Below are 12,166 nucleotides of genomic sequence, written 5' to 3' on the forward strand. Positions count from 1 at the left end.
CAACGACGGCGAATGACGACATGCTGGACTTACTGATCGTGCTCGCGTTCGTCTTCTATGGCCTTGCGGCGGGGATGCGTGCCCGCGCCAGGGCGTCACTGAGCCTGCATGAATACTTTCTCGCCGGCCGGACTATCAAGGGCTGGCGCGCTGGCGTTTCGATGGCAGCCACCCAGTTCGCGGCCGATACGCCGCTGCTGGTCAGCGGCCTCGTCGCCACTGCCGGGGTGTTCGCGCTCTGGCGCCTGTGGATATACGGTCTGGCGTTCCTGCTGCTGGCCTGGGTGTTTGCATCCGGCTGGCGCCGTGCCGGCGTGCTTACCGATGCCGAGCTGACGCGCGTGCGCTACAGCGGGCCTGCCGTCGTACCGCTGCGGCTGTTCAAGGCGATCTACTACGGCACGGTGATCAACTGTGTGGTCTTGGCCATGGTGCTGGTCGCCGCCATTCGCATCGCCGAGGTCTTCCTGCCCTGGCATGACTGGCTGCCGGGCGGTGTCCATGGGCTGATCCGGGCTGTCGTCGAGGCTGCAGGCATACGGCTGGGCGAGAGCATGAGTGGGCTGGATCCGCTGACGGCCAGTGCCAACAACCTCATCTCGATCCTGCTGATTCTGCTGTTCACCGCGATGTACTCGATCACCGGCGGTTTGCGGGCGGTGGTGCAGACCGACGTGATGCAGTTCAGTGTGGCCATGCTGGGAACATTGGCCTACGCCTGGTTCGTGGTCGATGCCGCGGGTGGGCTGGGCGGCCTGGCAGACCGTGTCGTTGAACTGTACGGCAGCGAGCAGGCCGCCAGGCTACTTTCCTTCGCGCCGCCCGACAGTGCGGGTGAGGCATTGTTGCCATTGCTGATGGTCATCGGCTTGCAGTGGCTGTTCCAGATGAACTCCGACGGAACCGGCTACCTGGCCCAGCGCAGCATGGCCTGTCCGACCGATCGGGAGGCTCGCATCGCGGGGCTGCTGTTCACCTGGCTGCAGATATTCCTGCGTAGCCTGTTCTGGCTGGTGATCGCCATCGGGTTGCTGGTGCTCTACCCGTTCGGCCCGGAGGAGATGGGCAGTGGCGGATTTACCGCCGCACGCGAGGCCTTGTTCGTCAGTGGGATCGACGAACTGCTGCCGCCGGGGTTCCGTGGCTTGATGCTGGTGGGACTGCTGGCGGCGCTGACCTCTACCGTCGACACGCATCTGAACTGGGGCGCGTCGTACTGGAGCAACGATATCTACGCAAGCGTCGTGGCGCCGAAGCTGCTCAAGCGAAAACCCAGGGACAAGGAACTCGTACTGGTGGCGCGGCTGTCCAGCGTCCTGATACTGCTGCTCGCGATGAGCATCATGGCCAATCTGGGTTCGATTCAGAAGGCATGGTTCATATCGCTGCTGTTCGGTGCGGGAATGGGCTTTGTGCTGGTTCTGCGCTGGTTGTGGGAGCGTATCAACCTCTATTCGGAACTGGCGGCAATGGTGGTTTCACTGATCACTGCACCGCTGTTGCTCTATTGTCTTGGTACCGACCCGGAACGTGAGTGGATTCGTCTGGGCATCATGTCGCTCGTCACCAGCAGTGCTGCGATCCTGATCAGCTACGTAACTCCGGCTACGGACGAGCAGACACTCGACCGCTTCTATCGTCGCGTACGACCGTTCGGCTTCTGGGGAAAAACCGCCCTTCGCTGTGGGGTAAGCCGACGAGAGCCACTCAGAGCGCTAGGTACCAGGTTGTTCGCCGTAGCGGTCACGGCGTTGTCTTTGTACACGCTATTGATCGGGGTGGGACGGCTACTGTTTCCAGGGCCACAGGGCAGTTCCGTACTTGCATGGGCTTGCATCGTAATCGGCCTCGCGCTGATGCCGGTGTGGATTTACCTGGCATTCAGTCGTTGTTTCGATGACCAACATGACGAACATGAGCTGGCGCTATCTGTGGATCGAATCGATCCCGCCAACTGAGCGGGGCTAATAGCTGTGCTACAGAAAACCGCCATCACATCATGGCTTCGACGATTGCCGCTAATGGCTAGTTAATATCGGGCAATGGCATAACCTCATATGAATCATCTTATTGAGGCGCTTTCCTGAGGTTTTTCATGTAATAACGGTCATTCGTCGTTTTGTCTGGGCGAGTGTCGCGTTTGCATGCTTGTCTCAGTGTTACGCATTGCTAATCGGTGTTTGCGTAATTTAAACAAGCATGATCAAGAGGTGCCGTCATGAATCGACTTTTTAAAACTTCCCTTATGGTTGTCGCAATGCTTCCAGCTATTGCCGGTGCGGCGCCAATGACTGGTGATCGGGAGATTACCCTGGGTGGCGCGGGAAGCAGTGACAAGGACTTCGACGATACCGTGTTCTCGGTTCAGGGTAGTTGGGGCCAGTACCTCAGCGAGTCTTCGCTGTGGGGTGTTAGACAAACGGTCAATGCGCGCGACTCCGAAGGCGAAAGCGTCAAGTTCGATGGCTCGACACGCATGTTCTATGACTACCACTTCGGCACGGGCAAGGCGCGCCCCTTCATAGGCGCCAGCATCGGCGGGGTGTACGGCGACCAGGTGGACGAGACCTTCATGGCAGGGCCTGAGGTCGGTTTCAAATACTGGATTCAGGACAAGACCTTCATCACCGCAATGGCGGAATATCAGTTCCTGTTCAAGAGCGGGAGCGACGCGCAGGACCGTTATGATGACGGCGTATTCCTTTATAGCATCGGTATCGGTTTCAATTATTGATCGAGGCGGCGCGATGCCTGGATGGCATCGCGCTTGTTTTGTCGTTTCGTTTGTTATCGTTTCGCTTGTTGTGCTGAAGCGTTATTTCCGGTCGATGCCGGGCGTGTTTGCCGTGGCATTTAGTGCAGCGTCGGAGCCGCTGTCTTCGCATGATCTTCCGAACTTCCGTCGATCTGGGTTGTTCCACAGATGCTGGCCAATTAAAAGCGTGTATTGCAATGTGCTGGTCAACACCGGCGCGTGAACTTGCTTGCAGCGTTTTTGAGTTGGCGCATTCGCGGCGTCATCATCGACACATCAGAAGCCGGACGATTGCCCGCCGGCTGTCTATCACGCCGACCACGGTGGGCAGATCGCCGTGATCGGCCGTTCAGATCGGCCTGCCGTGTGCCGGACAATGTGCTTGCACCTGGCGGATGCGTTCGGCAGGAACGCGCAATTGCTGCAGCAGGTATTCGGCGAATTGCGGGAAATAGGCTTGCCGGCCGATGGCTTGCTCCATGCAGTAGAGCCAGGCCTCGCGCTCGGCTTCGCCAATCGACCAGCGTGTATGAAAGTGCGGAATGCTGATGCTGCCGTATTTCTCGGCGTAACGTCTGGGGCCGCCCAGCCAGCCGCTCAGAAAGCTGGAGAGCCTGTCGCAGGCCGCGTCCAGTTCCTGGGGGTACATGGCGCGTACCGCAGCAGCCTGCGGTGCTTCGTTCATGATCTGGTAGAAGTCCGCTACCAGCCGTTGCAAGCCCTGTTCGCCGCCAGCGGCTTGGAACGAGGCGTCGCCGACGCCGAAGGCAGGAGATTGATCGACATGCATCTGGCTCGCCTTTCTGGCTTTCGAATGGGCGCCGGATGATGCGCGCTTGTGCCAGATCAATACAAGTGCATGCCGTAGCTGCAGCGCCGGCGAGCCTGGTCTACGCTGAAAATCCACACATCGGCGGAGAAAGGACATGCGCAAGCTTCTGATTGCATATGACGGTTCGGACAATTCCAAACGGGCCCTGCAATACGTCATCGATCTTGCACGGGATACCGGCATGACTCCGCAGATCCATGTGGTCAACGTCCAGCAAGAGCCGATCATCTACGGCGAATATGTGACCGCAGCGATGATAGACGAGCTCAACAGCGGGCTGATGAGTCAGGCGCGCTCTGTTCTCGACGAGGCGGTGGCTGTGTTGCAGGCTGGAGGGCTGAGTTGCGAGACCCATGCACTGCAGGGCAACGTCGCCGAGCAGGTGAGCGATGCGGTCAAGCGGCTGGGCTGCGACACGGTGGTCATGGGGACGCGCGGTCTGGGCAGTTTCACCGGGCTGGTGCTGGGGTCGGTGGCGAACCGGGTGATCCACGAGGTATCGGTCCCGGTTCTACTGGTCAAATGAGTGCGGCTGATTGTCCGCTCAGCTCTGCTTGCCCTTGAGCAGGTCGCCCAGATTAGCGAAGGCCTTGAAGGTTTCCTTCGGGCCCAGATCGCTGCCAGGCCGGGCTTCGGCCTGGTACTGGTTGTCCGTATAGCGCGAATGCTCGTTGTCGTGGCAGTACAGGCAAAGCAACTCCCAGTTCGAGCCATCTTCGGGGTTGTTGTCGTGATTGTGGTCCTTGTGGTGGACCGTCAGCTCACTCAGGCGCTTGCCGGAAAACTCCCGCGCGCATCGCCCGCAGACCCAGGGATACATCTTCAGCGCCTTTTCCCGATAGCCTTGTTCGCGCTGGCTGTAGGGTGTGGCGGGTTTGCTCGTGCTCATGTTGGATGTCCGTCGGATAACATTGCGCTTGGGTCAGGCCGGCCTATCAACCGGCCAGACCGACATAGACGTTCTGCACGTCATCGTGTGCGTCGATGGCCTCGAGGAAGGCCTCGACCTCTTCGAGTTCCGAGGCGGACAGGCTGACCGGGTTCTTCGGACGATAGCCCAGTTGTGCCGACTGCACCGTGAAGCCGTATTCCGGCAGCGCCTTGCACACCGCGTCCAGATCGGTCGGCTCGGTGATGAACAGCGTGGCGCCTTCCTCGGCCGCTTCGAAATCCTGGGCGCCGGCTTCGATCGCAGCCATCTCGGCGTCGGCGTCACCCTCGGGTGCCGCCTCGATCATGCCGACGTGGTCGAAGTCCCAACTCACCGACCCGGAAGAGCCCAGCTGACCCTTGCGGAACAGTACGCGAATCTCGGCCACGGTGCGGTTCACGTTGTCGGTCAGGCACTCTACGATCAGCGGCACCTGATGCGGGGCGAAGCCTTCATAGAGGGTGCGTTCGTAATGAACCACCTCGCCGCTCAGGCCGGCGCCTTTCTTGATGGCTCGCTCCAGGGTCTCCTTGGGCATCGAGGCCTTCTTGGCCTGTTCGACGACCAGGCGCAGGCGCGGATTCATGTCAGGGTCGGCACCGCTGCGGGCGGCGATCATGATTTCCTTCGACAGCTTGCCGAAGACCCTGCCCTTGGCGTTTGCCGCCGCTTCCTTATGTTTCGCTTTCCACTGTGCGCCCATGGTCGTTCTCGTCTGATGTAAGGGAACCAGGCGCGGATTCTATAGCGTCGAGCCAGGTTTCGTCGCGCGGCACGGCCGGCCATGTGGCGCCTGGTCCGATCGACGGGCGCGCGTGCGGCGACTGTGCCGCTCAATTACCCGGTCACTGTATGGAGCCGTTGCCATGTGCCGCGGCTCTAATGGGTTTTTCGCTGGGAGGGTGCGTCGCCATGTCGCCTCGGGATCTGTTGCTCGCGCTGGTGGTCATCGTCGTCTGGGGAATGAACTTCGTGGTGATCATGGTCGGTCTGCACGACGTGCCGCCCATGCTGCTCGGTGCCCTGCGCTTCATGCTGGCGGCGGTGCCTGCGGTGTTCTTCATCCGCCGTCCGCAGGTGCCGTTGCGCTGGATGCTGGCTTATGGGCTGACCATCTCGCTGGGACAGTTCGCCTTCCTCTTCACTGCGATGAAGCACGGTATGCCGGCAGGGCTGGCGTCGTTGGTGCTGCAGTCGCAGGCCTTCTTCACGCTGTTCTTCGCGGCGCTTTTTCTGGGCGAGCGGCTGCGCGCGGCCAATTTGCTGGGGCTGGTGATCGCGGCATGCGGGCTGGCATTGATTGGTGCGCAAAGTGGGCTGGGCATGACCCTGAGCGGTTTTTTGCTGACCATCTGTGCGGCGTCGATGTGGGCGCTGGGCAATATCGTCACGCGCAAGGTCGGCAAGGTGAATCTGGTCGGGCTGGTGGTATGGGGTAGCCTGGTGCCGCCGCTGCCATTTCTGGCGCTGTCGCTATGGCTGGAGGGTCCGGTGGTGATCGAGGCGGCACTGCGTGGTATCGGTTGGCAGACGGTGCTGGTGCTGGTTTACCTCGCATTCGGTGCGACGATTCTCGGCTATGGCTTGTGGAGCCGGCTGTTGTCGCGCTATCCGGCCAGCCAGGTGGCGCCGTTTTCGCTGCTGGTACCCGTGGTCGGGCTTACCTCGGCCAGCCTGTTGCTGGGTGAGCGCCTGGGTTCGCTGCAACTGGCGGGTGCGCTGCTGGTCATGATCGGTCTGGCGGTGAACGTGGCCGGTGGCTGGCTTTTCGGCCGGTTGCGCTTGGCCAGAGCCTGAAACGCCCGGCATTGGGCCGGGCGTAGGGACAGCCGTCGCGTCAATGAGTCGCGGCGTGGGCACCCAGTAGCGTGGTGGAGCCGCTCTTCTTGTCACGCTTGGCCATGCGTTTTTCTTGTGCTGTCTTCAGTGGCTTTTTCTTGCCGCTTTTCTTCGCGTCCATTCCCTTGCTCATGGTGTTCACCTCTGATTGCGTGGTAGGACAATTCCTGATGTTTACAGGCCCTGCCGCCAGCGGCGCGTGAGCGCACGGTGCTGGTAGCTCCTGCGGCCCGGTGTCTGCCTTGACCGCTGCAGTATGGCATTGCCGTGCAGCTTTGCACGCATGCTTTTGCGCAAGCTCAGTCGAACAGGTTGCCCTGGTTTCGTCGGTTGCTATGGATGTCGTAGCGCTGGCGAAAGCGCTGCCGATACTCGAAGGCGAGGCCCGGCAACGCGGCCAGTTGCAGCAGTTCGTCGGCGGCCAGTGCCGGGTCGAGAAAGCAGCGCCACAGGTGTGCCACGCTGATCTCCGGATGCGGTCGCTCGAGCAACAGCAGCGCGTCGCCAGGTCGCACGGTGCCTTCTTCCATGGTCCGTGTAGAGCCAGCCGGTACGACCGCTCGCCGACAGCTCGCGCGCCAGCCCGCGGATACCGTGGCGGTTGTCCAGCCGGATGCAGGGCGAGCGTGGCTGACTCACTTCGATCAGCGCATCGCCCCAGCGCAGGCGATCGCCGATGCAAAGCTGCTCTTCATCCAGCGACTGGCTACCCAGGTTCTCGCCAAAGGCGCCAATGCCGAGCCGCCCGCGCAGCTGCGGGAAGCGGCGCAGCCAATGGGCGTAATGCTGGGTAGGGTAATGGCACAGGCTGCGATCCGGGCCGCCGTGAAAGCGTCGGTCGGCGATCCGGTCGCCGCGCAGTCCGTCCCTGCTCAGCCAGAGCGGTGTTTCGCTCGGCTGCTTGTCCATTGCGCTGGCCTTGCCGCTATCCGGCAGTGGCGAGAACTGCCGGCACAGCAGCGGGCCGCTGACCGCCCAGGTCGCGTGCAGCGCGTCGATCAAGATTGCTGCGCCAGGGTCAGGCGCTGCAGTTCGCGCCGAACCATCGCGGCGTATGGCGGCGGGCTGAGCCGATACAACTCGCTGGCGACCCAGGTCAGCCAGCGCGGGCCGAGTTCGGCACGCTGGCCGAGCAGCCGCAGGGCTTCGGCCGTGGCGCGTTCGGCATTGAGTTGATGAAAGTCGGCACGACTCACGATGTTCTCCGATGATGGCGGACCATGGTAAACCCCGGGCGTGCGCGTTAGGCTCGATGGCTCTTTTCGCGTCACGAGAACGATGCATGCCGGTGTCCGTGAATTTCAAGCACAAGATCTCCCGTCAACGGCCCTATGGCAAGGTACAGGCTTGCCTGCGGGCCAGTGACGGCGACCTGGGCGCGGTCATTGACCAGCTGGAAAGTGATCGCGGGCGGATCATCAATTCCGCTGCAGTGCGCCGCCTGCAGCAGAAGACCCAGGTATTTCCGCTGGAGCGCAATGCTGCCGTGCGCAGCCGTCTGACACACTCACTGGAAGTGCAGCAGACCGGCCGCTTCATCGTCCGCACGCTGTACAAACAGCTGGGCGAGCGATCGGCGGACTATGGTCTGGATGGCCTGGAAGGTGCACTGGAAAGCCTGGTCGAGATGACCTGTCTGATGCACGACATCGGCAATCCACCGTTCGGTCATTTCGGCGAGTATGCCATCGGCGAGTGGTTCGGGCGCAATCTTGACGCCCTGTTTGCGGCCGCCGTACCGCCAGGGCAGGGCGTGTCAGAGCTGCGCACGCGGATGCTCGATGATCTCAAGCAGTTCGAGGGCAACGCCCAGGCGATTCGCCTGGTGGTTTCGCTGCAACGTCTGAACCTGACCTATACGCAGACGGCCGGCCTGCTCAAGTACGTGCGTCCGGCCTACCAGGCCAGGGCTGCGAAGGGCACGCCGGGGGCCTACCTGCAGAAAAAGCCGGGCTTCTACCTGTCCGAGGAGTCATTCGTATGCGCCCTGCAGGGCGCCCTCGACATGCGCCCGGGCACGCGACATCCGCTGGCTTATGTGATGGAGGCGGCCGATGACATCGCCTACTGCCTGGCCGACATCGAGGACTCGGTGGAGAAGGGCATCTTCAGCATCGAGCAGCTGGCGCAGCTGCTGCTGGAAAAGTTCGCGCTGCATGGGGCGGTCGATGCGCCGGTGCCGGGGCCCGAGCGCAGCTTTCGCAGCATGCTCAACTATGCGCTGGAGCGGGCGCACAAAGAGCCGATCAACAAGGCCGGCGAATTCTTCATCTGGCTGCGCGTGAACATGGTTCATCCGCTGGTGCAGCATGCCGCGCGGCAGTTCATCGACAACATCGAGGCGGTCTACCACGGCACGCTGGATCGCGCGCTGCTGGAAGACAACAGCCTGCCCAATGCCATCGTGCAGACCTTCAAGGACGTGGCGATGGACCGGGTGTTCTGCCACCGCGAGGTGGAGACGCTGCAGCTGCAGGGCTACCGCATCCTGCAGGGATTGCTGGAATTCTATGCACCGCTGCTGCGCGTGCCGGCCACGGTCTTCGAGGCGCTGACGCTCGGGACCTGCCGCAGCGAGCCTCATCTGCAAATGCTGGCGCGTCGCCTGCCCAACCAATTGCTCAAGGCCTATCACGAAGCGCTCGAGGATCACGCCTCGGCACAGGCGAATGACCCTCTCTGGGAGTTCTACTACCGCAACCGCATGCTTCAGGACTACATCAGTGGCCTGACCGACCAATTGGCCCAGGACGAATTCCGCACGCTTTCTGCCCTCTGATCGCGCACCGCAACATCCTGGTGATCGCGTTTGGTACAGGCCTTGCTATGGCTTGGTGCAGCAGTCGCCGTGTGAGCCCCGTAATGGCGCACGGCGAGAATCCGGTCGCTTCTGTAACCTCTTGATATATAAGGTTTCAGCGCTGTTCAGCATTTGGCTGTCAGCGGACTCCGGCTGCAGGCGGTGGTGATTACTCATGGCGAAGTGATGCATCTCGGTGCATTTGCCATGAGTGGGTTACCGTTTTGGTGCGTTCGACCCGTGAGGCTGTAGTAAACCCATGGAAAACCTCAATAGCGCTGTGGAAACCCTCGTCCATGGCTCCAACACCCTTTTTCTCCTGATGGGCGCGGTGATGGTCCTGGCCATGCATGCCGGGTTCGCCTTTCTGGAGGTCGGCACTGTGCGGCTGAAGAATCAGGTCAATGCCTTGTCGAAGATCATCACCGACTTCGCGGTGTCCACGCTGGCGTATTTCTTCGTCGGCTACTGGATTGCCTATGGCGTGACCTTCATGCAGCCGGCCGATCAACTGGTCGCCGATCATGGCTACGCACTGGTGAAGTTCTTCTTCCTGCTCACCTTCGCTGCAGCCATTCCGGCGATCATCTCCGGTGGCATCGCCGAACGGGCGCGGTTCGGTCCGCAGTTGTGTGCGACCCTGCTGATCGTCGCCTTCGTTTACCCGTTCTTCGAAGGTCTGATATGGAACGGCAACTTCGGTTTCCAGGCCTGGCTGGAGCACCAGTTCGGTGCGCCTTTCCATGATTTCGCCGGCTCCGTCGTGGTGCACGCCATGGGCGGCTGGCTGGCCTTCGGTGCGGTGATCCTGCTCGGTCGCCGCAACGGTCGCTACCGTGATGGACGGCTGGTGGCTTTCGCCCCGTCGAACATCCCCTTCCTGGCGCTGGGGTCGTGGATTCTCATCGTCGGCTGGTTCGGTTTCAACGTGATGAGCGCCCAGAGTATCGAAGGCATCAGCGGCCTGGTGGCCGTCAACTCGCTGATGGCGATGGTCGGTGGGACCGCTGCGGCCTGGCTGGTCGGTCGCAACGACCCGGGCTTTCTCCACAACGGTCCGTTGGCCGGGCTGGTTGCGGTGTGTGCCGGCTCCGACCTGATGCACCCTGTTGGGGCGTTGGCCACGGGAGCTGTCGCGGGGGCGCTGTTCGTCTGGACGTTCACGGCCACTCAGAATCGCTGGAAGATAGACGACGTGCTGGGCGTCTGGCCGTTGCATGGCCTGTGTGGCATCTGGGGCGGTGTCGCTTGCGGCATCTTCGGCCAGGCGGCGCTGGGCGGGCTCGGCGGTGTCAGCCTGACCAGCCAGGTGCTTGGCAGCGCGGCCGGCATGCTGGTGGCGCTGGTCGGAGGTTTTGGCGTCTATGGCCTGCTCAAGGTTTCGCTGGGCATACGCCTGAGTCAGGAGGAGGAGTACAACGGCGCCGACCTGTCGATTCACCGCATCGGTGCGCTCAGCCACGATTGAGCCGGCCGGTCATGGCAACGGCGCAGCCGTGGCTCAGTAGCCGCGGCTGCGTTCCACCAGGTCACTCAAGGGTTGGCCGTCACGCAGTGCCTGCAGGTTTCGCGCGACGATTCGTGCTGCACTGCGCATATCCGTCATGGCTGCCACGTGGGGCAGTACGGTGACTCGCGGGTGGCTCCAGAGTCGGTGCTCAACCGGCAGCGGTTCGCTGCGGAACACATCGAGCACGGCGTGGCCAAGCTGGCCGCTGTCGAGCGCTTGTAGCAAGTCCGCCTCGACGACATGCCCGCCGCGCGCCAGGTTGACCAGGCCGGCACCGGGTCGCAGGGCGTTGAAAAAGTGCTGGTCCAGCAAGTCGGCTGTGTGCACGGTCAATGGCAGCAGGTTGATGACGATGTCGCTGCGTGCGAGCAGCGGCCACAGAGCCTCCAGGCCGTGCTCCAGCGGCACGCCTGGCGTGGCGCCACCGTGCAGGTTCCAGCCGGTCACCCGATAGCCCGGCGCGCGCAATGCGTTGGCGCAGGCACGGCCCATCTGGCCCATGCCCAGCAACGTCACTTCAAGCTCGTCGGCTCGTCGTTGCGGCAGCGGCTTCCAATCATGGCTGCGCTGCTGACGGGCATAGTCGTAGAAATGCCGATGCAGCGACAACGTCGCCCAGAGTGCGGTTTCGGCCATGGCGGCACTCATGGCCGGGTCGACCATGCGTGCTACCGGCACATCCGGCAGGTCCGGGTCGCTCAGCAGCCGATCCACGCCGGCCCAGAGCGACTGGATCAGGCGCAGATTGGGCAGTCCCAGCAACGAACCCTGGGGTGGGTTGGCCACCACTGCCGCGGTGATCTGCCCGGCCGTTTCAGCCGTGGCGGACAGGTGCCAGCGGGCGTCGGGCACGGCATCTCGCAGCTCTGCGAGCCAGGCGTCGCGCTCGTCCTCGTCGAAGCTGCCACAGAGCAGTATGTCCATGCCGGTCGTTCCTCCGTCGCCGTGCGCCACGGAACTGTACACAGCTGCGCGGCCTCTGATCATTCACTATCGAAGCACGTGCAAGGCGTGCTGTCAGCCTGTTCATACGTAGGGAGAGCACCATGGAACTACCCAACAAAGACCTCGGCACCCTGTTCGACCAACTGGGCCTGGCATCCGACCCGGCCAGCATCGACGCCTTCATCGCCAAGCACTCGCCGTTACCGGAGGACGTGCGCCTGGCCGATGCGCCGTTCTGGAACGAGTCTCAGCGCGCGTTGCTGCGCGATGAGTGGTCGGAGGACGCCGAGTGGGCACCGATCGTCGACGAGCTCAACGTCCGGCTGCACGAACGCTGAGACTCCAGCTGGCGGCGGCGCGCAGGTCGGCCGTGACCCTGGCCGCCGTTGCCCGCCAGATCGCTCAGTACGGCTTGTGCAGCGGCATGTGCTTCATCTGCTCCGCGCCAGACTGGCCGGCGCCTGCGATAGAACGTTCTGCTCGGGCGGTGGCGCGCTCAGCCGCGCTGCATCTTGTCTCGTACATCCTGATCATCCGAACTTGAGGTAACCAAC

13 protein-coding genes and 1 pseudogene are annotated in these 12,166 nt (G+C 62.4%); 7 read left to right on the top strand and 7 right to left on the bottom strand.

Annotated features, from left to right (window positions below):
- Positions 1-20: 20 nt before the first annotated feature.
- Both B597_RS44905 and B597_RS44910 read left to right on the top strand, forming a co-directional pair.
- Positions 21-1,958: a sodium:solute symporter family protein gene (locus tag B597_RS44905; RefSeq protein ID WP_003292230.1), complete on the top strand. Its 1,938-nt coding sequence runs from the start codon at positions 21-23 to the stop codon at positions 1,956-1,958.
- 260 nt (positions 1,959-2,218) lie between these two features.
- Positions 2,219-2,734, top strand: a complete 516-nt coding sequence (locus B597_RS44910; protein ID WP_031323816.1) for a hypothetical protein — start codon at positions 2,219-2,221, stop codon at positions 2,732-2,734.
- 370 nt (positions 2,735-3,104) lie between these two features.
- On the opposite strand, the gene B597_RS44915 is transcribed toward B597_RS44910, so the two are convergent.
- Positions 3,105-3,545, bottom strand: coding sequence for a group II truncated hemoglobin (locus B597_RS44915; RefSeq protein ID WP_003292228.1), 441 nt, complete (start codon positions 3,543-3,545; stop codon positions 3,105-3,107).
- A gap of 136 nt (positions 3,546-3,681) precedes the next feature.
- Here B597_RS44915 and B597_RS44920 point away from each other — a divergent pair, with 136 nt between their 5' ends.
- Positions 3,682-4,113, top strand: a complete 432-nt coding sequence (locus B597_RS44920; protein ID WP_003292227.1) for a universal stress protein — start codon at positions 3,682-3,684, stop codon at positions 4,111-4,113.
- An 18-nt stretch (positions 4,114-4,131) separates the two neighbouring features.
- Here the strand turns inward: B597_RS44920 and B597_RS44925 are convergent, their stop codons facing one another.
- On the bottom strand, positions 4,132-4,476 hold the full coding sequence (locus tag B597_RS44925) for a YajD family HNH nuclease (protein ID WP_003292226.1): 345 nt from the start codon (positions 4,474-4,476) through the stop codon (positions 4,132-4,134).
- A 46-nt stretch (positions 4,477-4,522) separates the two neighbouring features.
- Positions 4,523-5,221: a YebC/PmpR family DNA-binding transcriptional regulator gene (locus B597_RS44930; protein ID WP_003292225.1), complete on the bottom strand. Its 699-nt coding sequence runs from the start codon at positions 5,219-5,221 to the stop codon at positions 4,523-4,525.
- Between the two features lie 209 nt (positions 5,222-5,430).
- Here B597_RS44930 and B597_RS44935 point away from each other — a divergent pair, with 209 nt between their 5' ends.
- Positions 5,431-6,315, top strand: a complete 885-nt coding sequence (locus tag B597_RS44935) for an O-acetylserine/cysteine exporter (RefSeq protein WP_003292224.1) — start codon at positions 5,431-5,433, stop codon at positions 6,313-6,315.
- Between the two features lie 40 nt (positions 6,316-6,355).
- Here B597_RS44935 and B597_RS47880 read toward each other — a convergent pair whose 3' ends face one another.
- The 3 genes and pseudogenes from B597_RS47880 to B597_RS44945 all read right to left on the bottom strand — a co-directional run bounded on the left by B597_RS47880 (position 6,356) and on the right by B597_RS44945 (position 7,553).
- Positions 6,356-6,490, bottom strand: coding sequence for a hypothetical protein (locus tag B597_RS47880; RefSeq protein ID WP_256380753.1), 135 nt, complete (start codon positions 6,488-6,490; stop codon positions 6,356-6,358).
- A gap of 166 nt (positions 6,491-6,656) precedes the next feature.
- A pseudogene (locus B597_RS47950) lies at positions 6,657-7,347 on the bottom strand (MOSC domain-containing protein).
- A gap of 8 nt (positions 7,348-7,355) precedes the next feature.
- Positions 7,356-7,553 carry a hypothetical protein gene (locus tag B597_RS44945; protein WP_003292221.1) on the bottom strand — a complete coding sequence of 66 codons (198 nt, stop codon included), beginning with the start codon at positions 7,551-7,553 and terminating at the stop codon, positions 7,356-7,358.
- Positions 7,554-7,639: 86 nt separating this feature from the next.
- Between B597_RS44945 and dgt the strand changes: the two genes are divergently transcribed.
- The gene (dgt, locus tag B597_RS44950; protein WP_003292220.1) at positions 7,640-9,136 is read left to right on the top strand and encodes a dGTPase; all 1,497 of its coding nucleotides are present in this window, start codon (positions 7,640-7,642) and stop codon (positions 9,134-9,136) included.
- A 280-nt stretch (positions 9,137-9,416) separates the two neighbouring features.
- Positions 9,417-10,625 (top strand): ammonium transporter, encoded by a 1,209-nt coding sequence (locus B597_RS44955; protein ID WP_024162539.1) that lies wholly within the window; start codon positions 9,417-9,419, stop codon positions 10,623-10,625.
- A 33-nt stretch (positions 10,626-10,658) separates the two neighbouring features.
- On the opposite strand, the gene B597_RS44960 is transcribed toward B597_RS44955, so the two are convergent.
- Positions 10,659-11,591 (bottom strand): 2-hydroxyacid dehydrogenase, encoded by a 933-nt coding sequence (locus tag B597_RS44960; protein ID WP_003292218.1) that lies wholly within the window; start codon positions 11,589-11,591, stop codon positions 10,659-10,661.
- Between the two features lie 122 nt (positions 11,592-11,713).
- Between B597_RS44960 and B597_RS44965 the strand changes: the two genes are divergently transcribed.
- A complete protein-coding gene (locus B597_RS44965; protein ID WP_003292216.1) occupies positions 11,714-11,950 on the top strand; it encodes a DUF2789 domain-containing protein in 237 nt (78 codons plus the stop codon).
- Positions 11,951-12,166: the final 216 nt, after the last annotated feature.

Origin of the sequence: Stutzerimonas stutzeri KOS6, assembly GCF_000307775.2 — a bacterium.
Classification (GTDB): Bacteria; Pseudomonadota; Gammaproteobacteria; order Pseudomonadales; family Pseudomonadaceae; genus Stutzerimonas; species Stutzerimonas stutzeri_B.

What these genes read in the sequence shown, in the direction of transcription:
- B597_RS44905 (WP_003292230.1), top strand. Translation starts at nt 21, where the DNA reads ATGCTGGACTTACTGATCGTGCTCGCGTTCGTCTTCTATGGCCTTGCG.
- B597_RS44910 (WP_031323816.1), top strand. Translation starts at nt 2,219, where the DNA reads ATGAATCGACTTTTTAAAACTTCCCTTATGGTTGTCGCAATGCTTCCA.
- B597_RS44915 (WP_003292228.1), bottom strand. Translation starts at nt 3,545, where the DNA reads ATGCATGTCGATCAATCTCCTGCCTTCGGCGTCGGCGACGCCTCGTTC.
- B597_RS44920 (WP_003292227.1), top strand. Translation starts at nt 3,682, where the DNA reads ATGCGCAAGCTTCTGATTGCATATGACGGTTCGGACAATTCCAAACGG.
- B597_RS44925 (WP_003292226.1), bottom strand. Translation starts at nt 4,476, where the DNA reads ATGAGCACGAGCAAACCCGCCACACCCTACAGCCAGCGCGAACAAGGC.
- B597_RS44930 (WP_003292225.1), bottom strand. Translation starts at nt 5,221, where the DNA reads ATGGGCGCACAGTGGAAAGCGAAACATAAGGAAGCGGCGGCAAACGCC.
- B597_RS44935 (WP_003292224.1), top strand. Translation starts at nt 5,431, where the DNA reads ATGTCGCCTCGGGATCTGTTGCTCGCGCTGGTGGTCATCGTCGTCTGG.
- B597_RS47880 (WP_256380753.1), bottom strand. Translation starts at nt 6,490, where the DNA reads ATGAGCAAGGGAATGGACGCGAAGAAAAGCGGCAAGAAAAAGCCACTG.
- dgt (WP_003292220.1), top strand. Translation starts at nt 7,640, where the DNA reads ATGCCGGTGTCCGTGAATTTCAAGCACAAGATCTCCCGTCAACGGCCC.
- B597_RS44955 (WP_024162539.1), top strand. Translation starts at nt 9,417, where the DNA reads ATGGAAAACCTCAATAGCGCTGTGGAAACCCTCGTCCATGGCTCCAAC.
- B597_RS44960 (WP_003292218.1), bottom strand. Translation starts at nt 11,591, where the DNA reads ATGGACATACTGCTCTGTGGCAGCTTCGACGAGGACGAGCGCGACGCC.
- B597_RS44965 (WP_003292216.1), top strand. Translation starts at nt 11,714, where the DNA reads ATGGAACTACCCAACAAAGACCTCGGCACCCTGTTCGACCAACTGGGC.